The sequence below is a fragment of the Micromonospora sp. NPDC048063 genome, assembly GCF_043202855.1.
Lineage (GTDB): Bacteria > Actinomycetota > Actinomycetes > Mycobacteriales > Micromonosporaceae > Micromonospora.
Genome location: NZ_JBIDBG010000013.1, coordinates 64,165 through 89,046 on the forward strand (window position 1 = coordinate 64,165; position 24,882 = coordinate 89,046).

Annotated in this window: 25 protein-coding genes and 1 tRNA gene; 16 read left to right on the forward strand and 10 right to left on the reverse strand. The window is 72.6% G+C overall.

Features of this window, described 5'->3' with window-relative positions; genetic code table 11:
• Window positions 1–60: 60 nt before the first annotated feature.
• Window positions 61–234, reverse strand: coding sequence for a hypothetical protein (locus ACGFZ2_RS26445; protein WP_393457917.1), 174 nt, complete (start codon window positions 232–234; stop codon window positions 61–63).
• Window positions 235–932: 698 nt separating this feature from the next.
• Here ACGFZ2_RS26445 and ACGFZ2_RS26450 point away from each other — a divergent pair.
• Together ACGFZ2_RS26450 and ACGFZ2_RS26455 are read left to right on the forward strand one after the other, a co-directional pair.
• Window positions 933–1,157: a winged helix-turn-helix domain-containing protein gene (locus ACGFZ2_RS26450; protein WP_091269831.1), complete on the forward strand. Its 225-nt coding sequence runs from the start codon at window positions 933–935 to the stop codon at window positions 1,155–1,157.
• 538 nt (window positions 1,158–1,695) lie between these two features.
• Window positions 1,696–2,013, forward strand: coding sequence for a hypothetical protein (locus ACGFZ2_RS26455; RefSeq protein WP_393457920.1), 318 nt, complete (start codon window positions 1,696–1,698; stop codon window positions 2,011–2,013).
• Between the two features lie 228 nt (window positions 2,014–2,241).
• Here ACGFZ2_RS26455 and ACGFZ2_RS26460 read toward each other — a convergent pair whose 3' ends face one another.
• Both ACGFZ2_RS26460 and ACGFZ2_RS26465 read right to left on the reverse strand, forming a co-directional pair.
• Complete coding sequence (locus ACGFZ2_RS26460) at window positions 2,242–2,445, reverse strand: hypothetical protein (protein WP_393457923.1); 204 nt, start codon at window positions 2,443–2,445, stop codon at window positions 2,242–2,244.
• Between the two features lie 236 nt (window positions 2,446–2,681).
• Window positions 2,682–3,110, reverse strand: coding sequence for a hypothetical protein (locus ACGFZ2_RS26465; RefSeq protein ID WP_393457926.1), 429 nt, complete (start codon window positions 3,108–3,110; stop codon window positions 2,682–2,684).
• Window positions 3,111–3,408: 298 nt separating this feature from the next.
• On the opposite strand from ACGFZ2_RS26465, the gene ACGFZ2_RS26470 reads away from it, so the two are divergent.
• From ACGFZ2_RS26470 to xerC, 4 genes are all read left to right on the forward strand, one after another.
• Window positions 3,409–3,870, forward strand: coding sequence for a hypothetical protein (locus ACGFZ2_RS26470; RefSeq protein ID WP_393457929.1), 462 nt, complete (start codon window positions 3,409–3,411; stop codon window positions 3,868–3,870).
• Window positions 3,871–4,968: 1,098 nt separating this feature from the next.
• A complete protein-coding gene (locus tag ACGFZ2_RS26475; RefSeq protein ID WP_393458090.1) occupies window positions 4,969–6,504 on the forward strand; it encodes a replication initiator in 1,536 nt (511 codons plus the stop codon).
• Window positions 6,501–6,698: an excisionase family DNA-binding protein gene (locus tag ACGFZ2_RS26480; protein ID WP_393111491.1), complete on the forward strand. Its 198-nt coding sequence runs from the start codon at window positions 6,501–6,503 to the stop codon at window positions 6,696–6,698. Before ACGFZ2_RS26475 ends, ACGFZ2_RS26480 begins: the two co-directional genes overlap by 4 nt.
• Window positions 6,698–7,756 carry a tyrosine recombinase XerC gene (xerC, locus tag ACGFZ2_RS26485; RefSeq protein WP_393457932.1) on the forward strand — a complete coding sequence of 353 codons (1,059 nt, stop codon included), beginning with the start codon at window positions 6,698–6,700 and terminating at the stop codon, window positions 7,754–7,756. Before ACGFZ2_RS26480 ends, xerC begins: the two co-directional genes overlap by 1 nt.
• Before the next feature lie 6 nt (window positions 7,757–7,762).
• Here xerC and ACGFZ2_RS26490 read toward each other — a convergent pair.
• Both ACGFZ2_RS26490 and ACGFZ2_RS26495 read right to left on the reverse strand, forming a co-directional pair.
• Window positions 7,763–7,836, reverse strand: a tRNA-Pro gene (locus tag ACGFZ2_RS26490).
• A gap of 164 nt (window positions 7,837–8,000) precedes the next feature.
• The gene (locus ACGFZ2_RS26495; protein WP_393457935.1) at window positions 8,001–8,894 is read right to left on the reverse strand and encodes a metallophosphoesterase; all 894 of its coding nucleotides are present in this window, start codon (window positions 8,892–8,894) and stop codon (window positions 8,001–8,003) included.
• A gap of 25 nt (window positions 8,895–8,919) precedes the next feature.
• On the opposite strand from ACGFZ2_RS26495, the gene ACGFZ2_RS26500 reads away from it, so the two are divergent.
• Complete coding sequence (locus ACGFZ2_RS26500) at window positions 8,920–9,375, forward strand: GatB/YqeY domain-containing protein (protein ID WP_393457938.1); 456 nt, start codon at window positions 8,920–8,922, stop codon at window positions 9,373–9,375.
• 85 nt (window positions 9,376–9,460) lie between these two features.
• Here ACGFZ2_RS26500 and ACGFZ2_RS26505 read toward each other — a convergent pair whose 3' ends face one another.
• Window positions 9,461–11,887, reverse strand: coding sequence for a penicillin-binding protein (locus ACGFZ2_RS26505; RefSeq protein WP_393457941.1), 2,427 nt, complete (start codon window positions 11,885–11,887; stop codon window positions 9,461–9,463).
• 404 nt (window positions 11,888–12,291) lie between these two features.
• Between ACGFZ2_RS26505 and ACGFZ2_RS26510 the strand changes: the two genes are divergently transcribed.
• Window positions 12,292–12,612: a WhiB family transcriptional regulator gene (locus tag ACGFZ2_RS26510; RefSeq protein ID WP_319460489.1), complete on the forward strand. Its 321-nt coding sequence runs from the start codon at window positions 12,292–12,294 to the stop codon at window positions 12,610–12,612.
• Window positions 12,613–12,618: 6 nt separating this feature from the next.
• Here the strand turns inward: ACGFZ2_RS26510 and ACGFZ2_RS26515 are convergent, their stop codons facing one another.
• The 3 genes from ACGFZ2_RS26515 to ACGFZ2_RS26525 are packed head-to-tail and all read right to left on the reverse strand — an operon-like array spanning window position 12,619 to window position 15,539.
• On the reverse strand, window positions 12,619–13,770 hold the full coding sequence (locus tag ACGFZ2_RS26515) for an ArsA-related P-loop ATPase (RefSeq protein WP_350679355.1): 1,152 nt from the start codon (window positions 13,768–13,770) through the stop codon (window positions 12,619–12,621).
• Between the two features lie 54 nt (window positions 13,771–13,824).
• On the reverse strand, window positions 13,825–14,802 hold the full coding sequence (locus ACGFZ2_RS26520; protein ID WP_393457944.1) for an ArsA-related P-loop ATPase: 978 nt from the start codon (window positions 14,800–14,802) through the stop codon (window positions 13,825–13,827).
• Between the two features lie 26 nt (window positions 14,803–14,828).
• Window positions 14,829–15,539 (reverse strand): hypothetical protein, encoded by a 711-nt coding sequence (locus ACGFZ2_RS26525; protein WP_393457947.1) that lies wholly within the window; start codon window positions 15,537–15,539, stop codon window positions 14,829–14,831.
• 311 nt (window positions 15,540–15,850) lie between these two features.
• On the opposite strand from ACGFZ2_RS26525, the gene ACGFZ2_RS26530 reads away from it, so the two are divergent.
• From ACGFZ2_RS26530 to ACGFZ2_RS26560, 7 genes are all read left to right on the forward strand, one after another.
• Window positions 15,851–16,339 carry a hypothetical protein gene (locus tag ACGFZ2_RS26530; RefSeq protein WP_393458093.1) on the forward strand — a complete coding sequence of 163 codons (489 nt, stop codon included), beginning with the start codon at window positions 15,851–15,853 and terminating at the stop codon, window positions 16,337–16,339.
• 46 nt (window positions 16,340–16,385) lie between these two features.
• Window positions 16,386–16,541 (forward strand): DUF4177 domain-containing protein, encoded by a 156-nt coding sequence (locus tag ACGFZ2_RS26535; protein ID WP_013736319.1) that lies wholly within the window; start codon window positions 16,386–16,388, stop codon window positions 16,539–16,541.
• Between the two features lie 76 nt (window positions 16,542–16,617).
• Window positions 16,618–17,079 (forward strand): RidA family protein, encoded by a 462-nt coding sequence (locus ACGFZ2_RS26540; RefSeq protein WP_393268440.1) that lies wholly within the window; start codon window positions 16,618–16,620, stop codon window positions 17,077–17,079.
• A gap of 120 nt (window positions 17,080–17,199) precedes the next feature.
• The gene (locus tag ACGFZ2_RS26545) at window positions 17,200–18,027 is read left to right on the forward strand and encodes an MBL fold metallo-hydrolase (protein ID WP_393457950.1); all 828 of its coding nucleotides are present in this window, start codon (window positions 17,200–17,202) and stop codon (window positions 18,025–18,027) included.
• On the forward strand, window positions 18,024–21,614 hold the full coding sequence (locus ACGFZ2_RS26550; protein ID WP_393457953.1) for an adenylate/guanylate cyclase domain-containing protein: 3,591 nt from the start codon (window positions 18,024–18,026) through the stop codon (window positions 21,612–21,614). The genes ACGFZ2_RS26545 and ACGFZ2_RS26550 overlap by 4 nt, the downstream gene beginning before the upstream one ends.
• A 138-nt stretch (window positions 21,615–21,752) precedes the next feature.
• A complete protein-coding gene (locus tag ACGFZ2_RS26555) occupies window positions 21,753–22,223 on the forward strand; it encodes a hypothetical protein (protein ID WP_393457956.1) in 471 nt (156 codons plus the stop codon).
• 32 nt (window positions 22,224–22,255) lie between these two features.
• Window positions 22,256–23,761: a protein kinase gene (locus tag ACGFZ2_RS26560; protein WP_393457959.1), complete on the forward strand. Its 1,506-nt coding sequence runs from the start codon at window positions 22,256–22,258 to the stop codon at window positions 23,759–23,761.
• On the opposite strand, the gene ACGFZ2_RS26565 is transcribed toward ACGFZ2_RS26560, so the two are convergent.
• On the reverse strand, window positions 23,738–24,082 hold the full coding sequence (locus tag ACGFZ2_RS26565; protein ID WP_393457962.1) for a hypothetical protein: 345 nt from the start codon (window positions 24,080–24,082) through the stop codon (window positions 23,738–23,740). The genes ACGFZ2_RS26560 and ACGFZ2_RS26565 overlap by 24 nt on opposite strands.
• A gap of 99 nt (window positions 24,083–24,181) precedes the next feature.
• Between ACGFZ2_RS26565 and ACGFZ2_RS26570 the strand changes: the two genes are divergently transcribed.
• Window positions 24,182–24,616: a hypothetical protein gene (locus ACGFZ2_RS26570; protein ID WP_393457965.1), complete on the forward strand. Its 435-nt coding sequence runs from the start codon at window positions 24,182–24,184 to the stop codon at window positions 24,614–24,616.
• Window positions 24,617–24,882: the final 266 nt, after the last annotated feature.

The following is a 24,882-nucleotide window of genomic DNA, read 5'->3' on the forward strand; positions in this document are numbered from 1 at the left end:
GTGCCTCCCGGTCCGGTTCGGCTGGCACGGTTGCTGTACTTCGCTGCTGTACTGCTGGCGTTAGATGAGGCGCTGGATACGGACCTTGGGTTGCTCGTTCCTGAGGTGGCCTTGCTTGTGCTGGCGGACCTGTTCGTCCCAGACCTCCTGGTCGTAGTCCGGGTCCGGCGGGATCCACTTGTGGGAGCCGTCGCTGTAGTGGAACTTCTCGTCGCCGGGCCGAAGGATGCTCATCGGGTCCACCCGAGGAATCGGCGGTGCAGATGGCCGGCGGGGACGTGGGCCAGGTCCTGGGCGGCGTCGACGAGCTGGGCGGCCAGGTAGAGGGTCAGTGACACCGGGGCGCGGTCGTACTCCGCTCGCAGCTCCCGCCGCCGGGTCTGACAGGGCCAGTCGGCACCACACCCGCCGCACGTCCAAGCCGGTGTTACCGGGAGGTGCGTCGTCATCGCGGCGCATCCTGGCTCGGCCAGTGGCCGCGGTTGATCGGGATGGGATGACGGCTTCGGCACGGCAGGTCGCTTCCGCAGCGGCAGATGCGCCGCCAGTGCCGCCAGGACCAGACGGGCCGGTGTCGTCGGGCGAGGGTGAGCGCTGCCGCCAAGACGTACTCGTCGTAGGACACGCGCCGCCGGCTGTTGTCCCGCCTCTGGTGGTAGCCGGTACCCCGCACGTCACCTGCGGTCGAACCAGTTGCATCGTTCGCTCTGGTCATCACGCCTCCCGCCGACGCTGGGGTCCCGTGGGCACCCGGCCAGCCGTTCCCGGAGACAGGGCACCCACGGCAGGACGACCCGGCCGCCAAGCTGGGTAGCCCCACGAGCAACTTAGGACGCAATGTGCGCAGGGTCAACAGCTACGACACATAGCGTTGTAAGTCGAGCCCGCGATGTGGTCTGCTTGCACCAGCCGCCAAGCTGGGAGCACCACCTATGTCTGAAGCTGCCTACCTACAGGTCGCCCGAGATATCCGCGAGCAGGTCAGCTCCGGCCAGTTGAAGCCGGGTGACAAGCTGCCCTCGTTCGCCGCCCTCTGCGAGCACTACAAGGTCAGCAACACCGTCATCCGCGCTGCCATGCTCCTGCTCAAGGCCGAGGGCCTGATCGACGGCCGGCAGGGCAAGGGCGTCTACGTCGCCAACCCGCTTCCCCGGTAAGCCGGGGTCGCTCTCTCTGAGGCGCGGACGCCTCGCTTACAAGCTCTGTGCGCCTCGTCCAGCCCAGTCCGCACGTGTCTCTGACCTCGGATGGCAATCCTTCGCTGTTCGGCCTCGCCCCGGTCTGTCTGGCCCTGTTGCTGTCATCGCTGCTGTCGGCATCACATGGCTACGGCACGGCGGTGGCAGCGCCTACGATGTGCCGGTGGAGGGCCTCGGGGCGGTTGCACTGGTACTTTGCGGCGCGCTGACCTGTCTGTTCGTCTGCCTAATGCTCTGCGCCGTAGCTGCGGCATGGGCCGCCTGGCCCAGCCGTCGCCACTGACCCTTGCCGTCACAGCAACTACAGAGGTTGAAGCGGAACTGCGAGCCGTGATTGGTTCACCAGCGGGAACAGCACTCGACACCTGCTCACACGGCGTCGCAGGTTGCCAGAGCTGCTCACTGGTCGACAACGTTTGACAGTGTCTCGTGCCCCCTGTGTGCCCCAGGCAGCCGCGAGCCGACCAAGGGTGATCGACCTGGCAGGATCAGCCCGGTGATGAGTTCCGTCATGCTGCTGCGCTGCGAGGCGATCGCATGGGTCGACGAAGACTGGCAGCCGGGGTGGGTCCGTGTGCGCCTGGTCGACGCCGACGGACGAACGTGGTTCTTCGTCGACAAGGTCCCGATCTTCTTCGATGACGACGTCCCTCCTGGCGCTTCTCTCCCCCGGCCGGCGTTCGTGAGGTGCTATGTCGTCGGTCAGCAGGAGGATCAGAGCCTGATCGTTAACACAGTGCCGGACCACGTAGAAGCTGAGGACGGAACCACCCAATTCCGGGTCCGACCCAACCAACTAGCGCGGCGAGCGTGACCTGATCAACTTGAACTGTCAGCTTGGGAATCAGGTTGATCTACACCGCGAGTAGCCGGGTTGGCCACCGGACGATCACGGAACGTTCATGTTGAAGGTGTCGGCGTCGCGTTGTAGGCCGGTGTTGACCGCTGCATCGGGCACGCCACGGGCACGCCGGACCGCCTCGCTGCACGACCACCGCCGCTGCACCTACCTATCGGTTGCCGGCGTGGCGTTGCAGCCTCATCAACGACAAGCCCACGTCGGACTGTCATCGATCAGTTGCTTGGCGGCACCAAGATCCGTGACCACCAAGTGCCTCAGGACCTTAATCGACTCGATCCGGGTCAAGCCGCGCTTGCGCATCAAAGCGATGGCTTCTTCCACCGGCATGCCATCCGCCAACTGGCTCCGCAACTCGTCGAGCTGATCGGGCCATGCTTCATCCACCGGCCCACTATGACAGGCAGACCGACCCCTCGCTTGTAAGTTCTGGGCGCTCCGTCTGGCAGGGTCCGTCCGCATCCGCATCCGCGACCTCGGGCCACTGTCCGCGCAGGGCGGTCGGCGGCTGTACTCGTCCTCCTTCGTTGCTGTCACCGTTGCTGTCGACACCACCTCGCGGGGTGGGGCGACTGCCCGCGATCGTCGGGACCAGCCCTGACCGCACGAGCCGATGGCCTTACTCAGCGCCTCGGCGAGTCGCGATCCAGGCGCTCCAAGTCGCGCTCCCAAACGGCGATCAGCCCTTCGCTGATCGCGTCGTCGGTGACGCCCCTACGTATCCAACCGAGATCACGGTCGTTGTAGCGAAGCGCAAACACCAGTCCAAGCTCGCCTGAGATCTCCTCCAGCCACGCCACCAGCCACCGGAGCTCGGCAAAGAACCGCCGTTCCACCGCAGGCGTCGCCCATGGTCCCGGCGCTAGAAACGCGTGTGTAAGCCCGATCTGGCGCGCGCCCTCCCGGTCGACCTCATCGAACGCTTCCGCCCTCTCGCCAACCCAGCTCAGCTTGCCGCAATCGCGCTCGTACGCCCGCAGGAAGCGGCTAACGTCCCTGTCGTCCAGGTGTCCCTCGCTGTAAGCGATCAGCTCATCTATCGGCACGGGCATGGTCGGATCCTAAGGACAGTCAGCGGCTGCCATCCGAACGACCGCGCGCCCGAAGGCAAGCCAGCGCCACGACTCCTTGACCCCCAGGCAACCAACACGGAGCGCTGACCTGCCTCTCCATGACAGGTGAGCTGCAAGAACGGTCCACCAGCGTCCATGGTTGTCCGCCCACGTCGGTCCCGGTCGTCACCCAGTTAGTCACTCACGCGCCGCGCTTACGGCTCGTTCCCGCACCGCTGCCGTCACCTACGCCGATCGACTCGGCCTGCCGTCAGATGCCATCGCTAGGCTGCGCGCCATGATCACACGACCTACCGAGGAGTGGGGCCGCGAGGTACGTAACCAGAAGGGCCGCATCGCCGCAGGCACCCTCGCTGAAGTTGACGCCTACGCCCTACACCTCTGGCCAGAGGCATTCATCGCTGCTGTCGATACGGCTCTGGACGCCTACGAAGCAGACATACGCTCGCTCTCCCAGACCGAGAGCGTCACGCGATCTGGGCCCGAGGCGCTTCCAGGGATGCCGCCGCTGCCGATGCCGTCACCGTCTGATGACGAGGTCGTCGCATCGGTCGAGCGGGTCGTCATGGCGCTCAACGCGATTAATGAGGAACACGAAAGGATCGAGACGGACGAGCGCGAGGAGCTGTGTCAGTACATCGACGGTGTCCTGACAGATGCGGGCATTGATGTCAAAGCTCTCACCGCCCGACGCGACATCGCGCGGACCGAACTTACTGACGAGTGGCGCGAATGGTGAGGGCATTGATCAGCCAGCGGAGTCTCGCCATCCCGTCTGCCGTCGACCCGCCCTCCTGGGGAGCGGGCCGCCGCCCGGCCCGCCACGTCAAGCGGACCTTGACGGCTCGTACGGACGCTGGCGGGTCGGGCGGTGGTCTGCTCGGCTCGCCCGGGTCGACGGCGGGCGGGATGGCCTACCGCAACCACCCACGGACCGCGACGCGCCGACGGAGCCCCGGCCATCCTGGAGCCGGAGCGCCCCCGCCGGAGGCGCAGTAACCGCAACCCGGCCACCCGCCCGGCAGCCGCCGACGGACCCGGCGTCCGCTCCCCCACGCCGCGCGGGTGCCAGCCGTGCGGCGCGGCCGGCTGCCGGCCCACCACCCCACCGGGAAACGGCCTGTCGTGCTGCGGCGGCCCACCGGGCTACCCGCCCTCCGCGCCAGCCGCCGGGCGTGTTGCGTGACCGGAGTCGGAGCGCCAGCGGAGCGACGGGCACGCGCCCTGGCGGCGGCGCGTGCGGCCCGTTCAGGGCCGCCTTGATAGATGTACAGAAAGTCCTCCCACGCCGGCCGGCAGTCGGCCGTTCCCGCTTCGATGCTGAGGGTCACGGCGGGTTGACGTGTCGGTACCCGGTGCTACTCTGGCCCTCGTCGAGCACGCCAGCGCGGCCTCACTGCCGGATCGCTGAACTCGACTTCGGAGTTGCCGAGCGGCCATCCTGCCGCTGATGCGGGCCAAGTCCCGCCGGCTCTCGATCGCACCGGCCGCTGCGCCGGCCCGGAATCCGCTGAACGGCCCAGCGCGACCTTTCCCGCCGTCCACGATGGCCCTCGGATTCGCGCACCTCGACGGGTGGGGCTCGCCTGCGGCAACCCACCGGAAGCCGACGACCAGGCACCCCACCCGTCCCGGCATCAAGGTCCAGCAACCGGAAGGACCCAGCTCACCGACGGTCCGAGGCCGATGCTCTGTGCCCGCCCTCCGGCGTGAGCCGCCCTCGCAGGCGGTGCCAGGAGACACCACGAACACCACCGACGGATACCCGCTCCGGCGTTCCGGTGGCAGTTCGTCGCCCCGTCCCTGCCACCGCCTTGAGGAGAGCCCCGTGTCCACCCTGCCCACCATCGCCGCCGGGCGTGACGCCCAGGCCCTGCACCGTGCCGCCACGCCCGACTTCTTCGGCTGGCTGGAGCACACCCGTGCCGCCGCTGGCTGCAGCCGCCCGATTCGCCTGACCGGCACCCTTACCGCCGTCGAGCCCGGCACCGGCCGCGTCGTGGAACAGCGGCACACCGACGAGTTGCCTGACCGGACGCTGTACAAGGCGTGCGGCAACCGGCGTGCCGCTCAGTGCCCCGACTGCGCCTGGGTTTACGCCGGTGACGCCTTCCAGGTGGTCCGCTGCGGTCTGACCGGCGGCAAGACCGTCCCCACCACTGTCGCCCGGCACCCGGTCGTCTTCGTCACCTTCACCGCACCGTCCTTCGGCCCGGTGCACCACCGGCATATCCCACGCCACACCTGCGCCGACCGTCGGTGCTGCGACTGCCGCCCGGCACCCTGCCACGCCCGTCGCAACGCCGGCACCTGCCCACACGGGCAGCCCGCGGCCTGCTTCGTCCGCCACGACGCCGATGATCCGCAGCTCGGTCGGCCGCTGTGCCTGGACTGCTACGACCACGACCACCAGGCAGTGTGGAACGCCGGCGAGCTGTGGCGGCGTACCAAGCAGGCCATCGAACGCCATCTCACCGCCCTGTGCCGTCAACGCGGCATCCGTCTCGTCCGGGTCGTCACCGACTCCGGCAAGGTCCGTCGGGTGCCGCCGGTGCGGGTGTCGCACGGGAAGGTCGCCGAGATGCAGCGCCGAGGAGCGGTGCACTTCCACGTCCTGCTTCGCCTCGACGGCGTCGACCCGCATGACCGGCACGCCCTGGTCCCGCCGCTGGCCGGCATCACCGCCGACGACCTCGACGCCGCCGTCCACGCCGCCGCCCGGCAGATCACCGTCACCACCCCCGCGCACCCCGACCGGCCGCAGGGCTGGCCGATCGCCTGGGGCGAGCAGGTCGACGTACGCCGCATCGGCACCGGCGACGGGGACGTGACCGACGGGAAGGTGGCCGCCTACCTGGCCAAGTACGCCACCAAGTCCACCGAGGCCACCGGCCACTGCTCCACCCGACTTACCCCCGACACCGTCGACGCCTACGCCGACCCCGAAGGCGACCACCTCGCCCGCCTCATCGACGCCTGCTGGCGACTCGGCCGCCCCAACCACACCCGGAGCAGCAACACCGCCACCCCGACCGGCGGGCGTCAAGGCGACCTTGACAGCAAACCGAACCCCTACGCCGGGCTGCGCCGCTGGGCGCACATGCTCGGCTACGGTGGCCACTTCCTCACCAAGGCCCGCCGCTACTCGATCACCTTCGGCCTGCTCCGCGACATCCGCGCCACCTACCGCCGCGCCGAAGACGACACCGCCGACACCATCACCGTCGGCGCCCTGACCTTCATCGGCTCCGGCTGGCTCACCAACGGTGACGCCCTGCTCGCCAACACCGCCGCCGCCCAACACCGCGAACGCCAACGCGTCGGCCGGGAAGAACTCGCCCACGAAGCGTGGCTGACCGGGGCCGCCGCATGAGCCGAGAACTCACCCCGCGCTGGTACTCGCCCGCCGAGGTCGCCGTCCTGCTCGGCTTCGGCCTGTCGAAGGTCAAGATGAAGATCGCCACCGGCGAGCTGCGCTCGATCAAGGACGGCAAGTACCGCCGCGTCCTCCCCGAGTGGGTCGACGACTACATCCGCGAGCAGGTCGAGCGGCAGGAGGCGGCCTGATGCCCGGACGCACCCGCGCCAACGGCGAAGGCTCGATCTTCCCGTACCGCAACGGCTTCGCCGCGTACGTCTGGGTCACCAAGCCCGACGGCAAACGCACCCGCAAGTACGTCTACGGACAGACCCGCGAGGTCGTCCACGACAAGTGGATCAAGCTGCACCAGCAGGCCAAAGCAGGGCCGGTCGCCACCCGGGTTCCGACCCTCGGTGACTACCTGACCTACTGGCACCGGGAGGTCGTGCGCCCCAACCTCGCGCCGCTGACCTGCGCCACGTACGAGACGATCCTCCGGCTGTACGTGATCCCCGGCCTCGGTGGGAAGCGGCTCGACCGGCTCCAGGTGCGCGACGTGCAGACGTGGATCAACGAGGTGGCCCGCACCTGCCAGTGCTGCGCCCAGGGCAAGGACGCCCGCCGCCCGGAACTGAGACGGCGATGCTGCGCGCTCGGCCGGTGCTGCGGTGACACGCCGTCCGCCCGCACCGTCAAGGACATCCGGGGCGTGCTGCGCTCGGCGCTCAACCACGCCGCCACCGAGGAACTGGTCACCCGCAACGCCGCCGCCCTGGTCAAGCCTCCACCGGTCCGCCGCCGTAGGGGCAGGGCGTGGACCAGTGACGAGGCGCGTCGCTTCCTGGAGTCCGCGCGGGCCGACCGCGATCCGCTGTACGCCGCGTATGTGCTGATCCTGGTGCTCGGCCTGCGCAAGGGCGAGGTGCTCGGCCTCACCGAGGACGCCGTCGACCTGGCGGCGGGGGAGCTGTCGATCGGCTGGCAGTTGCAGCGGGTCGGCGGCCAACTGCTCCACCGCGAGACCAAGACGCAGACCTCGGACGCCACGCTCCCGCTGCCGGACATCTGCGCGGCGGCACTCGACCTCCGCCACGCGGCGAAGAACGACCGTGATCAGGCGGGCATCGCCTGGCAGGGCTCCCGGCTGCTGTTCACCACCCGCTACGGAACGCCGGTCGAGCCGCGCAACTTCAACCGTTCCTGGGATCGACTGCTGTACGAAATGCATCAGGGGCCACTCTCATCGATGGAGAGTGGCCCCTGACCTCGGTCGGGGTGGCCGGATTCGAACCGACGACCTCTTCGTCCCGAACGAAGCGCGCTACCAAGCTGCGCCACACCCCGAGGCGTGCCGACAAATAGTAGCCCACCCGCTCCGGTGGTCAAACTCGGTACCCCCGGTGGTCCGGGTGGCCCGCCCGGTCCGATGGACGGGGCAGCTCGACAGGGCGATCGGCAGCACTGTCCCGGCAGGCCGGGGGAACCGGCCCGGCCTGCCGGCGTACGGGTCAGCGGGGGATCAGGGTGAGCACGCTCACCTCCGGCGGGCAGGCGAACCGGACCGGCGCGGTCGGGTGGGTGCCGAGGCCGGCGGAGACGTGCAGCCAGGAGTCGGACCCGGGCCAGCGGTGCAGGCCGCGCGCCATGGAGCGGGGCAGGCCGCAGTTGGTGACCAGCGCCCCGACGCCCGGCACGCAGACCTGGCCGCCGTGGGTGTGCCCGGCGAGCAGCAGCCCGAAGCCGTCGGCGGCCATCCGGTCGAGCACGGCCGGCTCGGGGGAGTGGGTCAGCGCGATCGACAGGTCGGCCGCGGGCGACACCGGCCCGGCGACGGAGTCGTAGTCGTCCCGTTCGATGTGCGGGTCGTCGACTCCGAGCAGCTCGACCGCCCGGCCGCCGGCCTTGACGACGGTGCGGGCGTTGTTCAGGTCCGTCCAGCCGGCCCCGGTGAGGACGTCGCGCAGCTCCTCGTGTGGCAGCTCCGCGCCCTCGGTGTACTCGCGGTCGGGCAGGAAGTAGGTGAACGGGTTCTTCCAGACCGGCCCGGTGTAGTCGTTGGAGCCGAAGACGAAGGCCCCCGGGTAGTCGAGGAGCGGCTGGAGGGCGCGCAGCACGCCGGGCACGGCGCCGGGGTGCGCCATGTTGTCCCCGGTCACCAGGACCAGGTCGGGGTCGAGCGCGGCCAGCGACGCCACCCAGCGCTGTTTGCGCCCCTGATTGGGCATCATGTGCAGGTCGGACAGGTGCAGGACGCGCAGCGGCTCGGCGTCGGCCGGCAGCACCGGCACGTCGTACCGCCGCAGGGTGAACATGTTGCGCTCGACGAGCGACGCGTACGCCAGGGTCGCCGCGCCCAACGCGGCGGTCCCGGTCGCAAGCCGGAATAGTGTGCGCTTTCGCATGGCATTCAGGGTAGTTTCACCGTCCATGAGCACGCTGAAGGACCGTCTGACCGCCGACATGCGCGCCGCTCTCAAGGCGCGCGACGAGCTGACCACCTCCACCCTGCGGATGGCGCTCGCCGCCGTCGGCACCGCCGAGGTCGCCGGCAAGGCCAAGCGCGAGCTCACCGACGACGAGGTGCTTGCGGTGCTGACCAAGGAGGCGAAGAAGCGCCGGGAGGCCGCGACCGCCTTCGCCGACGCCGGCCGCACCGAGCAGGCCACGAAGGAGACCGCCGAGGGCGAGGTGCTGGAGCGCTACCTGCCGAAGCAGCTCTCCGAGGCCGAGCTGACCGAGCTGGTCGCGGGGGCGCTCGCCGAGGGTGGCTTCACCGGCAAGGCGCAGATGGGCCCGGCCATGAAGGCGGCCCAGGCCGCGGTGGCCGGCCGGGCCGAGGGCGGTCGGGTGGCCGCGGAGGTACGCCGGCAGCTCGGCCTCTGAGCCGCCGCGCGACCCGATCCGCGTACGCGAAACGGGCGGGCACCCCCGCGAGGGGTGCCCGCCCGTTTCCGTCGGTCCGGGCGGCTCAGCCGCCGTTGCGGCCCGGCGGACGGCCCGGGTTGGTCGGCTTGGTGCCGCTGCCCGGGGCGGTGCCCCCGCCGGCGCTGATCTGGATGGTCACCACGCCGCCCTTGATGGTCCGGCCGTCGGGGCTGGTGCCCGCCGCCTTGCCCGGGGCGCAGCTCGACGGGACCTTGATGTCGGAGACGACCGCGTCGAAGCCCTCCGCCTCGATCCGGGACTTCGCCTGCTCCACGTCCAGGCACTTCACGTCCGGGATGCGGCGCTGGTCGCCCTCGGAGATCTTCTGGCCCGGGGGCTCGAAGTTGATCCGCTTCTTGCCCTTCATGGCGTCGCGCAGCGTCTCGTAGACCGGCGGGTTGATGCCGTCGCGCTGGTTGTGCTTCATCTTGACGTTGGTCTGCGGCCAGTCCGGGTCGGCCATGATGCCGGCCACCGCGTACTGCCTGGTCATCGCGACCAGCGAGGCGGTCTTCTCCGAGTCGGTGGTGCCGGACTTGCCGGCCACCGGCGCGTCGACGATGCCCCTGACGTTCGCGGCCGTACGGCTGCCGCCGCACCTGCTGGTGGAGGAGTTGTCGCCGACCGGGCAGCGGGCCGCGTCGACGGCGGCGCGGGCCACCTCGGTGCTGACCCGCTTCTCGCAGCGCGGGTTGGCGATGTCGAGCTTCTTGCCCTCCGGGTCCTTGATCTCCTGCACCGGGATCGGCTCGCAGTACTTGCCGTCCGCGGCGAGGGTGGCGTAGGCGTTGGCCAGCTCCAGCGGGGTGGTCTGCGAGACGCCGAGGGTGAAGGCGCCCCACTGGTGCGCGTAGTCCTTCGTGCTGGCGAACTTCGCGTCCTCGCTCTGCCGGAACTGGATGCCGAGCCGCTTGGCCACGTCGACCACGTTCTCGGCGCCGACCTGCTGCTGCAACGGCACGAAGTACGTGTTGATCGACTGCGCGAAGGCGCTCCACATGTTCTGCACGCCGCCGGCCTTCTTGCCGGAGTTGGTCGGGCAGTAGAAGTGGGTGCCGGCGCACGCCGCCGAGCTGCTGCTGTCGATGATGTATTCCGACTTGAACTGCTGCGGAGCGTTGATCGTGTAGCCGAGCGGGATGCCCTTCTCCAGCGCGGCCACGATGGTGAAGATCTTGAAGGTCGAGCCGGCCTGGTAGCCCGTGATGCCGTCGCCGCCGGTGAGCAGCGGGTTCACCGTGTTCGGGTAGTTGCCGAGCTTGCCCTTCTTGCGCTGCTTCGGGTCGCTGTGCGGCTTGTTCGCCGGCTTCTTCGGGTCGTCGAGCTTGAAGGTGCGGTTGACCGCCAGCGCCCGGACCCGGCCGGTGCCGGGCTCGACCACCGCCACCATGGCGGCTTCCTTGCTCTTCTCCGGCTTGGCCTTGCGGACGGCCTTGTCGGCGCCCCGCTGGGCCTGCGGGTCGAGCGTGGTGACCACGGTGTAGCCGCCGCTCTTGAGTCGCCGCTCCCGGTCGTACGAGGTCGAGCCGAACGTCTCCTGCTGCATCCACCAGCGGTAGAAGTAGTCGCAGAAGAAGCCCCAGCCCTTCTCGTTGGTCGAGACGCAGCCGTTGGGCGCCCGCTTGCCGGTGACCTTGAGCTGGACGGCCTTCGCCGCGTCCGCCTCCTGCTGGGTGATGGCGCCGATCTCGACCATGTTGTCGATGACGTAGTTGCGCCGCTCGACCGCCGCCTTGTAGCCGCTCTTGGTGGTCGGGTCGTTGGTGCTCGGCGCCTTCACCATGCCGGCGAGCATGGCGGCTTCCTCGATCTTCAGCTTGCTCGGCGGCTTGTTGAAGTAGACCTGGCTGGCGGCGTAGACGCCGTACGCGCCGTTGCCGAAGGCGGCGATGTTCAGGTAGCGCTCCAGGATCTCGTCCTTGGAGAGCTCCTTGTCGATCTGGATGGCGTAGCGCATCTCGCGCAACTTGCGGGCGCTGGTGTCCTCGGTGGCCGCGACCACGTCGGCCGGGTGGGTCGCCGAGTAGGCGATGGCCAGGCGGACGTACTGCATGGTCAGCGTCGAGGCGCCCTGCTGGCTGGACGCGCCGGACTGGTTGTTGACGAACGCCCGGGCGATGCCGTTGAGGTCCACGCCGTTGTGCTTGTAGAAGTCGTGGTCCTCGGCGGCGATGATCGCCTTCTGCATGATGGGCGCGATGTCGGCCAGCTTCACGTCGCGACGGTTCTCGTCGTACATGGTCGCCAGCGGGGTCTTGCCGTCGGAGGCGTACAGGTAGCTGATCTGCGGCGCGCGGGCCACGGTCAGCTCCTTGGGCAACGCGCCGAAGGTCTCGGCGCCGGCCTTGGCGGCCAGGCCGGACATCGCCACCGCGGGGAAGGCCGCCGCCGCGACCACCACGCCGGCCAGTAGGCCACATATGAGTAGCGATGCGGCGTTGGTCAGCACATTGTGGTCACGTTTCCGCATCCAGGTCACCTCGACAGGGTACGCGAGTAGGGAACGAGGGGCGCCGGGGCTTCTTTCCCCATTTCCTGCGCGCGCCGACCTCGTTGTGCTAAACGCACGACCCCCGGTGCGTGGTTGCGTGAATCCGGCGTCGAGTCTCCCTCCTTCCCGAGGGGGCCCGCAGCGTTTTCACGGACTCCGGCGGGGTAACCGGCGGTCGCGAAGCCCGGGAAGCCGGGAGTGTCCGGAATGATGGATTTAGCCGACAACGTTGCGTAATCAGGCGACTACAGAGCATGATGGGGGCGGCGACCGAGCCACATGTCGTCCGTGCGGCCTTGGGGAAGGCGCGCCGGGCGATCGGGGGGAATTGCCGGCTGGTCCGCGACGGGGTCGGTAGGTACTGCAAGGGGGGACGAGTACACATGGGCATGATCACTGACTGGCCGTCGCTGGCGGCGTGTCAGAACGGGGACCCGGACGCGTTGTTCGTACAGGGCGCCGAACAGAACGTGGCCAAGCGGATCTGCCGGAGCTGCCCAGTCCGGTACGAGTGCCTGGCCGACGCGCTGGACAACCGGATCGAGTTCGGCGTGTGGGGTGGCATGACCGAGCGCGAACGCCGCGCGCTGCTGCGCCGTCACCCCCAGGTGACGAGCTGGCGCAAGATGTTCGAGGCCGCGATGAAGAAGAACGCCAAGGACAAGGCCGGCAAGGACAAGATCCTCGTCACCGCCGCCGGCTGATCGCCGTCACGGCCGGCTGATCGCCGCGCCGATCGTCCGCAGCCCGTCGACGTCGTGCACGTCGGCGGGCTGCGCCGTCACGGACACCGCCGGCACCGCCGGGAACGCCTCCGTGAACCGGGCCGCCACCTGCCGCTCGCGTACCGCCTGCTGGGCCAGGGCCGCGTGGGCCCGCAGCACGTCGACGGTGCCCTCGTGCCCACCCAGGTCGGCCAGGCGCTCCGCGGCGGCCAGGCTCTCCGCGGCGCCCAGGCCGGGCACCGCCGGCCGGTGCACCCGGTTGAGCACCAGGCCCGCCAGCGGCATCCGCTCCTCGCGCAGCCGGCCCGCGAAGTAGGCGGCCTCCCGGACCGCGTCCGGCTCTGGCGCCGCGACCAGCAGGAACGCCGTCTCCCGCGCCTGGAGGATGCGGTACGTCTGCTCGGCGCGCTGCCGGAACCCGCCGAACATCGAGTCGAGCGCGGCGACGAAGCCGGAGAGGTCGGTCAGCAACTGGGCGCCGAGCACCTTCTGCACGACCTTGGAGAACATCCCGAACGAGGCGGTCACCAGGCTGAACATGCTCCGCCCGCCGGTGCGCGCCGGGGCGAGCAGCAGCCGCAGCATCCGCCCGTCGAGGAAGCGGGACAGCCGGGCCGGGGCGTCCAGGAAGTCCAGCGCCGAGCGGGACGGCGGGGTGTCCACCACGATCAGGTCCCACTCGCCCCGGGCGTGCAACTGGCCCAGCTTCTCCATCGCCATGTATTCCTGGGTGCCGGCGAAGGTCGAGCTCATCGCCTGGTAGAAGGGGTTGGCGAAGATCTCCGCCGCCTTCGCCTGATCGGTGTGCTGGAGCACCACGTCGTCGAAGGTGCGCTTCATGTCCAGCATCATGGCGTGCAGCTCGCCGCCGCTGGCCTCGACGTCGATCCCCTTGACCTGGCGGGGGGTGTTGTCCAGCTCGGTCAGCCCGAGCGACTGGGCCAGCCGGCGGGCCGGGTCGATGGTGAGCACCACCGTCCGCCGGCCGTGCTGCTCCGCGGCCCGCAGCGCGAGCGCGGCGGCCGTGGTCGTCTTCCCCACCCCGCCCGCCCCGCAGCAGACCACGATCCGCACGCCGGGATCGGCGAGGATCTGGTCGACGTCCAGCTGCGGCGCCGCGTCTTCGGAAGGCACCAATCGAGCGTATCGGGCCGGGTCGGTCGCCGCGCCCGTGCCGGTGGCAGGTGTGAGTCAATCCGCCCGGAGGAGGGCGTCGGCCAGCCGGTCCAGCCCGGCGCGGTCCACCCCGTCGGGCAGCAGCGGCAGCTCGGTCAGCGGCAGCCCCAGCTCCACCAGGTCGGCCCGCAGCGAATCCTCCAGCTCGCGGCGGATCGCCTGGTCGCGTGCCTCCACGGCGAGCCCAACGACGGTGTCCCGGTCCGCCGGCAGCCCGGCGGCGCGCAGCCCCCGCTCCAGCTCGGCCGGGCCCACCGCGCGACCCGCGGGCAGCGGCGGCCGGACGCCGTTGACGATCACCCGACCCACCGGGAAGCCGAACGAGGTCAGCTCGGCGATCGCGTCGACCGTCTCCTGGACCGGCATCTCCTCCAGCAGGGTCACCACGTGCACGGCGGTGATCGGGGAACGCAGCAGCGCCGCGACCCCCTCGCTCTGGGTCTTGATCGGGCCGACCTTGGCCAGCCGGGCCGTCTCGGCGGTGACGTTCAGGAAGCGGCCGATCCGCCCGGTCGGCGGGGCGTCCAGCACCACCGCGTCGTACGCGCGCCGCTGGTCGACGGTGCGGGTGGTCGCCTCCTTCACCTTGCCGGTGAGCAGGACGTCCCGCAGGCCCGGGGCGATGGTGGTGGCGAAGTCGATCGCCCCGAGCTTGCGCAGCGCCCGGCCCGCCGCGCCGAGCTTGTAGAACATGTCCAGGTACTCGAGGAGGGCCTCCTCGGCGTCCACCGCCAGGGCCCGCACCTCGCCGCCGCCCGGCGCGTCGGTCAGGTGCCGCTCCTCGTAGGGCAGCGGGTCGGTGCCGAAGAGCTGGGCGATGCCCTGCCGCCCCTCGACCTCCACCAGCAGCGTGCGCCGGCCACCGGCGGCCAGGGCCAGGGCCAGGGCGGCCGCGACGCTGGTCTTGCCGGTGCCGCCCTTGCCGGTCACGACGTGGAGTCGGGCCGGCCACTGGGTGCCGGCCGGATCGGCCGGCCGCTCTGCTGCTCGCACCCGTCGAGCCTATCCAGCGGCCGGGCTCAGGCGACCTCGCAGACCCACCAACCCGTCTTCTTCACCACGGTGAACCGCAGGTCCTGGTCGGCGACCTTCTCGTCGGCGGTGGTCATGGTGACCTTGGTGGTGACCGTGGCGCGGTCGCCGGTCTGGTCGTCCACCTTCGGGCTGCTCCACCGGAACCGGGGGTTCTGGTGGGCCGAGACGTACTTCTCGACCTCGGCGACCTTGGCGGCGATCTTCTCCTCGTCCCGGGACGAGGAGCAGACCAGGGCGGCCGCCCTGCCCGCGTCGCGGTCCTTGTAGACGGCGGTGAGGAACTGCTCCACGGCGACCGCCGGCTCCTTGGCGCCCTCGCCGCTCTCGGCGTTGCGCAGCGTCAGGAAGGTGACGACGCCGCCACCGGCGCAGAGCAGCAGGATCACGGCCAGGGCGATGGCGGCGATCAGCACGCCGCGCTTCTTCTTCGTCGGTGCGGCGGGCGGCTGGTACGGCGGGTACCCGGCCGGGGGCGGCGGGACCGACGGGTCCGGGGCTGCTGCCGGCGAGGGCGGCTGGTTCGGCGGGTATCCGGCCGGGGGCGGCGGGACCGGCGGGTACCCGGCCGGGGGCGGCGGGACCGACGGGTTCGGGGCTGCCGCCGGCGTGGGCGGCACGGCGGCGCCGGGAGCGGCCGGGACGTCCGGCTGGCCGGCCGGCGATCCGGTGGGGCCGCCGCTGGGTGGTTGGGTCATCTCTTCCCCCGGGGTGCGACGTCGTCGCCTGCCCCGGCGACGAGTGTGATCGAGCTGGCGGCGAGCCGGCGAGCGCCCGTCCGACGGGAAGGGTAGCGGTCGGTCGGCCGGTTTCGTGGGGCGGCAGGTGGGGGCTCGTTCCTGACCAGGGATGTGTCGCATATGTGACTCGGCGTGACCGGGCGTGCGCGTCCTGTTGGCGGGACTCTTCCTCCGGTCCTACGTTCTCACCGGCGCGGGGGAAAGGCCGGGCACCGGGGCCCGGCCCGCAAGGCGATGACGTGACCAGGTACGACGTCCGGAGGCAAGGCATGCGCGACGTGGACAAGATCCCCCGAGCACAGTTCCCGGCGGGTGACCGGGCCTGGCGGACCGGGGCCGGTTCCTCCGGCGAGACCGAGGGCGTGGCCGGCGGCCTGCCGATCAACGAGCGGTCGTACCGGCGGTTCGCCCAGCCCGTCGAGGCGGTGCGCACGGCTGGCCGGCCCGGCGGGCGCGGCCGGGACGAGGAGGAGCCCGGGTACGTCATCCACCTGCCGATCCGGGTCGCCGACCTGGCGGCGGCCACCGCGCTGGCCGGCACCGTCGCCACGTCACTGAGCTTCCTGCCGGAACTGGACGCGGGCGAGACGACCGTGTCCACCGCGGACGACCAGAACAACCGGCACCGGGTCTTCTGCGACCTGCTGCTGCCGGACCGGTCCCGCTGCCCGCAGCCGTACGAGCACAGTGGCCCCTGCGGGGAAGTGCCCACCGCCCCGGAGCAGCGTCCCGCGCCCCGACCGTCCGCCGGACCGTAGGCTGTGCGTCGAAGAGTCGTACTCCATCAGAGGGAGCCCTCCACCGATGCAGAAGTGGGAATACGCCACGGTCCCGCTGCTGGTCCACGCGACCAAGCAGATCCTCGACAACTGGGGTGAGGACGGGTGGGAACTCGTCTCCGTGGTTCCCGGCCCGAACCCGGAGCAGCTCGTCGCCTACCTGAAGCGGCCGAAGGCATGAGCGGGCGGAGCGAGCGAATCATCGGGATCAGCGTGTCGGTGCCTCGGGGCGCCGCCGAGCGGAGCGAGGTGGCGGCATGAGCAACGGTCCGCACGGGAAGCTCGCCGAGCTCGGGCACACGCTGCCCGAGGTGGTCCCGCCCGTGGCCAGCTACGTGCCGGCCGTGCAGTCCGGGCAGCACGTCTACGTCTCCGGGCAGCTGCCGATGGCGGAGGGGAAGCTGCTCGCCACCGGCAAGGTCGGCGCCGGCGTCTCCGCCGAGCAGGCGAAGGACCTGGCCGAGCGGTGCGCGCTCAACGCGCTGGCCGCGATCGACTCGCTGGTCGGCCTGGAGAACGTCGTCAAGGTCGTCAAGGTGACCGGCTTCGTCGCCGCCGCCCCCGGCTTCACCGCCGTTCCCGGCGTGATCAACGGCGCCTCCGACCTGTTCGGCGCGGTATTCGGTGAGGCCGGCCGCCACGCCCGCGCCGCCGTCGGCGTCGCCGAACTCCCCCTCGACGCCCCGGTCGAGGTCGAGGTCATCGTCGAGGTCGCCTGACCCGCGCCCACCCCGCGATCTTGCACTGACCGCCCCGGCAAAAGCCGTGAAGTGGGACGTATCCCGGGCGGAAACTGCAAGATCGCGGGGAGTGGCGGCGGGGGCCGTACGATCGCAGCCATGACCGGGCACTTCACCGCGCCGGCAGCGGCGCTCGCCGACCAGCTGCCGGGTTGGGTGACGCTGCTGCGTGCCCCGAACCCGGGGCCGATGACGCTCGACGGCACCAACACCTGGCTGCTGCGTGCCCCCGGCCAGGAGCACGCCGTCGTCGTCGACCCGGGCCCGGCCGACGAGGAGCACCTGGCCGCGATCGCCGCGCGGGGGCCGATCGGGCTGGTGCTGATCACCCACGGCCACCCGGACCACACCGAGGGCTCGCCCCGCCTGCGTGACCTGCTCGACGGGGTGCCCGTGCGCGCGGCCGACCCGGCGCACAGCCTCGGCGGGGAGCCGCTGACCACGCCCGGCGACGGCCTCGGCGGCCCCGGCCTGGACATCCGGCTCGTGCCGACCCCCGGCCACACCGGCGACTCGGTCTGCTTCGTCGTCGCGCACGGCGACGAGCGGGTCGTGCTCACCGGCGACACCATCCTGGGCCGGGGCACCACCGTGGTCGCCCACCCCGACGGGCACCTCGGGGACTACCTGGCCAGCCTGGAGCTGCTCTCGACGTACCGGGGGATCCCGGCGCTGCCGGGGCACGGCCCGGCGCTGGCCGACTGCGCCGCCGCCGCGGAGTTCTACCTCGCCCACCGCCGGGCCCGCCTCGACCAGGTCCGGGCGGCGGTCGCCGAGGGGGCCACCACCGCCGCGGAGGTGGTCGCGAAGGTCTACGCGGACGTCGACCGGTCGCTGTGGTGGGCGGCCGAGTGGTCGGTGCGGGCCCAACTGGAACACCTCGGGCGGGAATCCGGCGCGGGCGCCGCGGGGTTGGAGCAAGCGTGACCTGCCCGGTGTGCGGAACCGTAGCCGTCCCCGGCGCCCGGTTCTGCCACAACTGCGGGGCCGCCCTGCCGGCCGCCGCGACGCTGCCGGCCGCCGAGCGCCGCGTCGTCACCGTGCTCTTCGGCGACCTGTCGGACTTCACCTCCTGGTCCGAGGACCTCGACCCGGAACGGGTCGGCGCGGTCACCGACCGGGTGCTCGCCGCCCTGGCCGGCGCGGTCAAGACCTTCGGCGGGCACGTCGACAAGCTCACCGGCGACGGGATCATGGCGGTCTTCGGCGCGCCGGTGGCGCACGAGGACGACGCCGAGCGGGCGGTCCGCGCCGCGCTGTCCATGCAGCGGGCGGTCCGCCGGGTGCTCGACGACGAGCGGGGCGGCGGCGCGCCGCTCGGCCTGCGGGTCGGGCTGAACACCGGCGACGTGATCGCCGGCATCCAGGCCGCGATCGAGTACACGGTCATCGGCGACACCGTGAACACCGCCGCCCGGCTGGCCGACGCCGCCGCCGTCGGCGCGGTCTACGCCGGGGCCCGCACCTCCGCCGCCACCCGGCACGTCGCCTCCTGGCGCGCGCTGCGACCGCTGCGGCTCAAGGGCAAGCGCGAGCCGGTCGAGGCGTACGAGCTGCTGGGCCTCCTGGACGCGCCGGGCACCCGGTCCGGCCTCGGTGACGAGGCCCCGTTCGTCGGCCGGGAGACCGAGATCGGCCGGGTCGCCGGCCGGCTGGCCGAGGTGATCGACCGCGGCGAGCCCCGGGTGCTCCTGATGACCGCCGAGGCGGGGCTCGGCAAGTCCCGGTTCGCCGCCGAGGTGGAACGCCTCGCCGCCGGCTACGACGTGGGCGCCGGCCGGTACGCCGCGCACACCGGCGCCCGGGTGCTGTCGGTGCGCTGCGCCGCGTTCGGTGAGCGGCGCCGGCTCGCGCCCCTGGCCGACCTGGTCCGGGCGGCGGTCGGCCTGCCCAACGACGCCGCCACCGCGCTGACCCGCCCGGCCGTCGAGGAGCGGCTGCGCCGGCTCAACCAGCGGCTCGGCCGTGCGGGTGGCGACCCGGCCCCGGTCGCCACCGACCAGTTGATGGCCCTGCTCGGCTACGCCGAACTGCCCGGCGGCGGCCCGGCCGACCAGGGCGAGTGGACCAACCCCCAGCAGCCCGCCGACGCCGACGCCGTGCCGAACGCCGTCGCGGACCTGCTCAGCGCCCTCGCCGCGGAGGCGCCCCTGGTGGTCGTCGTCGACGACCTGCACGACGCGACCGCGGAGACCATCCGGGCGCTCGGGCTCGCCCTGTCCCGGCTCGCCGGCCCGGCGCTGGTGCTGCTGCTCGGCCGGCCCGAGCTGGTACGCACCGCCGGCGCGCTGACCCGGGTGTCGGAGGCCGAGGTGCACGCGCTGCCGCCGCTGCGCGGCGCCGACGCGGCCCGGCTGCTCACCAGCTATCTCGGCGGGGGCAGGCTGCCGCAGGCCGACACCGACCGGCTGCTCGCCACCGCCCAGGGCAACCCGTTCTACCTGGCCGAGCTGGTCACCCTGCTGATGGAGCGGGGCGCCCTGACCGCCGTCGCCGACCGGAACGCCCCGAGCCCGGGGGCCTGGCGGCTGGTGCCCGGCTCGCTCGGCAGCCGCCTGCTCTCCCGCGACCTGGCCGCGGTGCTCGCCGCGCGTATCGACGCGCTGCCCGTCGACGCCCGCTCGGTGCTGCGGGACGCGGCCGTGGTCGGCGACACCGTGCCGGCCGGGGCGCTGGAGGCGCTGCGCGAGCAGCGGGCCGGCCGGGACGGCCGCCCGGCGGCGGTGGTCGCCGTCGAGCTGGAGCGGGCCGTCGAGGAGCTGCTGCAACGCCGGATGCTGCACCGCACCCGCACCGGGTACGCCTTCGCCACCCCGCTGATGCGGGAGGCCGCGTACGCCGGGGTGAGCAAGGCCGAGCTGGCCGAGCGGCACGCGGCGCTGGCCCGCTGGGCCGCGACCGACCCGCCCGCAGGCGCGGGCGCGCCGGGCGGCTTCACCGGGGCGGCCCGGGACGTCTTCGTGGCCCAGCACGTGGAGCGGGCCGCCGCGCTGGCCGACGCGGTCGGGCTGCGGCCGGACGCCCCGGCGCGGACCGTCGTCCCGCTGGGCGTCGCCGCGCTCGGCGGGGCCGCCCGCCGGTCGCTGCAGGCGGGCGAGCCCGCGCTCGCCGTGGAGTACGCCGAACGCGCCGCCGAGCTGGCCCGCGACGGGGTGCCGGCGGCCGACCGGGTGGTGCACGCCCGGGCGCTGCTCCAGATCGGCCGGCCCGCCGACGCGCTCGCCTCCGCCGAGAAGATCGCGGCCAACGCCGGCGACGAGTCGGCCGTCCGGGCCAGCGCGCTGCTGCTCGCCGGGCAGGCCCACCAGACCATGGGCGACCAGGCGCGGTCGGCGGCCTGCTGGCAGGAGGCGTTGCAGGTGGCCACCGACGGCGGCCTGCCGACCCTGCGTGCCTCGGCGATGCGCCGCCTCGGCATGGCCGACTTCATCGCCGGGCGGCTGGGGCAGGCGAGCAGCCGGCTCGCCGCCTCGTACCAGGTGAGCCGCCAGGCGCAGGACCGCCGGGGGCAGGCGTGGTCGTTGCAGAACCTGGCCTGGGTCACCACCACCCGGGGCGACTTCGCCGGGACCGACGCGGTGCTCGGCCGGGCCGCCCGCCTCTTCGCCGAGCTGAAGGACCCGTACGGGCGGGCGTGGCTGCGGGGCACCACCGCGTTCGCCCGGCTGCTGGCGGGCCGGCTGCGGGAGGCGTGCCGGATGGCGCGGGTCTTCCTGCCGTTCGGCGAGCGGGTCGGCGAGGCGTGGGCGGTGGGCACGCTGCGGGCGGTGGAGGCGTACGCCACCGCCGAGCTGGGCGAGCTGGCCGAGGCGGACCGGGGGGCCCGCCGCGCGTACCGGGAGTTCGCCGCCGCCTCCGACGACTGGGGGCAGGGCTTCGCGCTGGTCGTCCGGGGGGTGGTGGCGCGCGGGCTGGGCGAGCCGGAACACGCCGCCGACCTGCTCACCGACGCGCTGCGGTACGCCCATCGGACGTCGCACCCGCTGCTCACCGGCATGGCCGGCACGCTGCGGGGGTTCGTGGCGCTGGACATGGGCGACTACGACACGGCCGAACGCGCCGCCCGCTCGGTGCTGACCGCCGTCGAGCCGCACAACCCGCAGGCGCCCGCCCAGGTGGCGCCCCGGGTGCTGCTGGCCACCGCCCGGCTGGCCGCGGGCGACTCCGCCACCGCGGTCGGGCTGCTCGCCCCGGTCGCCACCGTCGCCGCGACCGTGCCCTCGCTGCTCTTCTCCCGCCGCCAGACGATGGCCCGGTACGCCGCCGCGCTGCTCGCCCACGGCCAGCGCGAGCAGGCGCTGGACTGGGCCCGGCGGGCGGTCGCCGCCCCGGCGGAGGACGTGCGCAGCCAGGTGGTCGGCGCGATGGTGCTCGCCGAGGCGCTGGCCGCGTGCGGCCGGCCGACGGAGGCGCTGGCCGCCGCCGAGGAGGCGGTGCGCCTGGCGTACGGGACCGAGCAGCGCAGCGAGCGCGCCGCCGCCGACGCCCTCCGCGCCCGCCTCGCCACCGGCTGACTCCTGGCCGGCTCGGCGGGGCCCCGGCCCGGGCAGGTCTGGCGGTTCCGGTGATGTGGCATGTCGGGGGTGGCCGCTAGCGTGTCAGGCCGGAGGGGCGGTCCGATGTCGACCGCGCCGGGTCTGGGAGGGGCCGGGATGAGGTTGCCGCGTTCGGCCGCGGGATGGACGATCGCGGTCTTCGGCGTGCTGGCCCTGCTCATGGGCGTGGTCGGGCTGCTCTGGCCCGAGGCGCTGCTGCGCCTGCTCGGCTTCGAGGTGCCGGCGACCCGCGCGGCCGGTGACCACACCGGCACCTTCCTCCTGGCGTCCTCGATGGCCTCGTTCAACATGGGGGTCTACTACCTGCTCGCCACCGCGACCGAGTGGCGCCCGTTCTACCATTTCACGGTGGTGTTCCGGCTGGTCACGTTCACCGTGTTCGCCATCGCGGTGCTGGCGGACATCGCGCCCGGCCGGTTCTTCGGGGTGGCCGCCTGGGAGGGCCTCGGCGCGGTGGCGACCGCCGCCGGGCTCTGGTGGGACGCACGGCGCGCGGGCCCGGTGGCCGGCGGGGGTGGGAGCCGTCTTTCCGCTGGTGCCGCCCCGGCCCCCGACGCGGTGCACTGAGCAGCCCGTCCGGTTGGGTATTTTCTAGAACTGTGACCGCGACCCCGCCCGGTGCCCTGCCGTTGCCCATTGTGCCCGGTCTGACTGATTTGAGGGTCTTCGCCCGGGGAGGCTACGCGACCATCTACAAGGCGACCCAGATCTCGGTGGGGCGCGAGGTCGCGGTCAAGGTGGAGAATCGCACCCTGGACAGCGAACGGGACCAGGCCCGGTTCCTGCGCGAGGCGCGGGCCGCCGGGCGGATGTCGTCCCACCCGCACGTGGTGGACCTCTTCGACGTCGGGGTCACGGTCGACCAGCACCCCTACCTGATCATGGAACTCTGCGACGGCTCGTACGCGGAGCGGATGCGGACGTCGCCGCTCGGGCCGGCCGAGGCCCGCGACCTCGGCGTCAAGATCGCCGACGCGGTCGCCCACTCGCACGCGGCCGGCGTGCTGCACCGCGACGTCAAGCCGGCGAACATCCTCTACTCGCACTTCAACTCGGCGGTGCTGGCCGACTTCGGGCTGGCCGTGGTGGCCGAGATGCGTGACGCCTCGGTCGCCCTGGAGGTGCTCACCCCGGCGTACGCGCCGCCGGAGATGTTCAACCACGCGCCGCCATCTCCCGCCGTCGACGTCTACGCCCTCTGCGCGACCCTCTACGCGGTCATGCACGGGCGCCCACCGCGCTGGCAGTCCGAGCGCAATCCCAGCCTGGTGACGGTGCTGGAGATGTTCCACCAGCCGGTCCCCGGCCTGCCCGGCGTGCCGGACGAGCTGATCGACGTGCTCCGGGTCGGCATGTCCAACGACCCGGGGGAGCGCCCGTCGGCCGTCGAGCTGCGCGACCTGCTGGTCGGCCTGCCGCTCGACCCGGCCGGCCCGCCGGTTGGCGGCGCACCGGCGCCGGGCTCCCCGGTCAGCGGCGGTCCCGCCGCCTCCGGCCCGTACACTGCCGGCCGCACGACCCGGCCCGCGCCCCGGCCACCGGTGGAGGACATGCACCCGACGGTGCCCACCTCCGACCGGCGGCGTCGGCGGCGCTGGTTCCTCGGCGGCGCCGGGATGGTCGCGCTGGCCGCCTCGGCCAGCGCCGGCGCCTGGCTCGCCGGCCCGGCGGCCACCCCGGCCCCGTCCCCGACGGCCGACGTGGCCGCGACGAGCGGGGTGCTGCCCGCCTGCGCCGCGGCCACCGGGTTGCCCGACGGGGCGGGCTGCGCCGACGAGCTGGAGTGCTTCGGGCCGATGGAGGTGCGTGGCGCGCGGGCCAGGGCGGCCCGGGTGTCCTGCGACGGCGACCACACCTGGGAGAGCTACGCCGAGGGCAGGCTCCCCGACACCCTGGTCGGCGCGGACCACACCCGGGTCAGCGAGGCCCCGGCGGTGCGCCGGGTCTGCAACGAGACCACCTTCCGGCTCACCAGCGGGATGGGCCACGCCGACGGCTGGAACCTGGAGGTGCTGCCCCCGACGGTCGACGCCGACCGGACGTACCGCTGCCTGGCCGGGCGCGGGCTGGACGCGCTCGTGTCACCCACCCTCACCGGTCGCTGAGCCGCGCCCCCGGTGGCGCTCCCGCATCGCGCGGACCGCCTCCCGGCCGTCCAGCGTCTCCAGCGTGTCGGCGTCGATGCCGTACAGGCCGCCCGCCGGCTGCCCAGGGACGGTCGGCGTGACCGCCGGTCGCCGCCCGCCCTCCTGGCGGGCCGCCGCCACCGACACCGCCGCGATCATCGCCATCAGGACGCAGAGCAGCGCCAGGGCCACTCCGAGGAGATCCTGACGACCGCGCACGACCAGCGTCGCCAGCAGCGAGACCGCAGCCAGTGCCGCGACGACCGCCTTCGTCCGCGCGTCGGGTCTGGGAAACCTCACCCGTCCAGCATGTCCACCCGGGGGCCGCTGTCAACCGGAGGCGCCACCGCCGGTGCGATGATCTCCGGTGCAGGTCGTTTCCCGGAGAGAGGAGCGCCGGTGTCCCGGTTCTGCCGGATCGTCGCCGCCGTGCTGGTGTCGGGCGCGCTGGCCGCCTGCGGGCCCGACCGTCCACCCGAGACGGTGACCGGCCCGACGCCGGCCGCCGGGGGCACCACCACGCCCGAGGCGTCGTCCCCGGGCGGCGGTGGGTTCGCCAGCGTGGACCAGGCGGTGGCCCGCCACCTCTCGGCCGCCTCCGGGGCCCGCTACGTGGGGCAGTGCGCGCAGGCGAAACCCGACCCGGACGCGGTCTGTGCGATCAAGGTGGCCACTGTGGACGGTGGCGACGTCTACGGCGTGGGAGCCCCGTCCAGCGAGGTCGTCGGCTTCCTGCTGCTCCGTGAGGGGCCCGACGGCTGGCGGGTGGTGGACGACCACGTGCCGGGCGAGCCGGACGCGTCCACGCCCGCCTGGATGGCCGGCATCGACTAGCCGGACCTGCCGGGCGGCTGGGCCAGGTGCGGTCGGGCCGGCCGCTGCGGTCGAGCCCGCCGGTGCGGTCGGGCCCGGTCCGTGGGAGTTGTGGCCGTCCGCCGGGTCGGGCGAGAACAGCGTCGGTCGTCGGGAACTCGTTACACCGGTTCGACGGATTGTCGGATATGCGGCCCCTCTTCGGGCGGTATTCATCGCCCGCGATCCCTAGAGTGCGAAGGGTCGGGCCTCGCCCCGACCCGTCCTGTCGTCCACCGGAAGGGTCC

Coding starts and splice junctions, on each gene's coding strand:
- ACGFZ2_RS26470 (WP_393457929.1), top strand. CDS start 3,409: ATGATCACACGACCTACCGAGGAGTGGGGCCGCGAGGTACGTAACCAG.
- ACGFZ2_RS26505 (WP_393457941.1), bottom strand. CDS start 11,887: ATGCGGAAACGTGACCACAATGTGCTGACCAACGCCGCATCGCTACTC.
- ACGFZ2_RS26450 (WP_091269831.1), top strand. CDS start 933: ATGTCTGAAGCTGCCTACCTACAGGTCGCCCGAGATATCCGCGAGCAG.
- ACGFZ2_RS26525 (WP_393457947.1), bottom strand. CDS start 15,539: ATGACCCAACCACCCAGCGGCGGCCCCACCGGATCGCCGGCCGGCCAG.
- ACGFZ2_RS26495 (WP_393457935.1), bottom strand. CDS start 8,894: ATGCGAAAGCGCACACTATTCCGGCTTGCGACCGGGACCGCCGCGTTG.
- ACGFZ2_RS26465 (WP_393457926.1), bottom strand. CDS start 3,110: ATGCCCGTGCCGATAGATGAGCTGATCGCTTACAGCGAGGGACACCTG.
- ACGFZ2_RS26510 (WP_319460489.1), top strand. CDS start 12,292: ATGGGCATGATCACTGACTGGCCGTCGCTGGCGGCGTGTCAGAACGGG.
- ACGFZ2_RS26500 (WP_393457938.1), top strand. CDS start 8,920: ATGAGCACGCTGAAGGACCGTCTGACCGCCGACATGCGCGCCGCTCTC.
- ACGFZ2_RS26445 (WP_393457917.1), bottom strand. CDS start 234: ATGAGCATCCTTCGGCCCGGCGACGAGAAGTTCCACTACAGCGACGGC.
- ACGFZ2_RS26535 (WP_013736319.1), top strand. CDS start 16,386: ATGCAGAAGTGGGAATACGCCACGGTCCCGCTGCTGGTCCACGCGACC.
- xerC (WP_393457932.1), top strand. CDS start 6,698: ATGCCCGGACGCACCCGCGCCAACGGCGAAGGCTCGATCTTCCCGTAC.
- ACGFZ2_RS26540 (WP_393268440.1), top strand. CDS start 16,618: ATGAGCAACGGTCCGCACGGGAAGCTCGCCGAGCTCGGGCACACGCTG.
- ACGFZ2_RS26555 (WP_393457956.1), top strand. CDS start 21,753: ATGAGGTTGCCGCGTTCGGCCGCGGGATGGACGATCGCGGTCTTCGGC.
- ACGFZ2_RS26530 (WP_393458093.1), top strand. CDS start 15,851: ATGCGCGACGTGGACAAGATCCCCCGAGCACAGTTCCCGGCGGGTGAC.
- ACGFZ2_RS26480 (WP_393111491.1), top strand. CDS start 6,501: ATGAGCCGAGAACTCACCCCGCGCTGGTACTCGCCCGCCGAGGTCGCC.
- ACGFZ2_RS26545 (WP_393457950.1), top strand. CDS start 17,200: ATGACCGGGCACTTCACCGCGCCGGCAGCGGCGCTCGCCGACCAGCTG.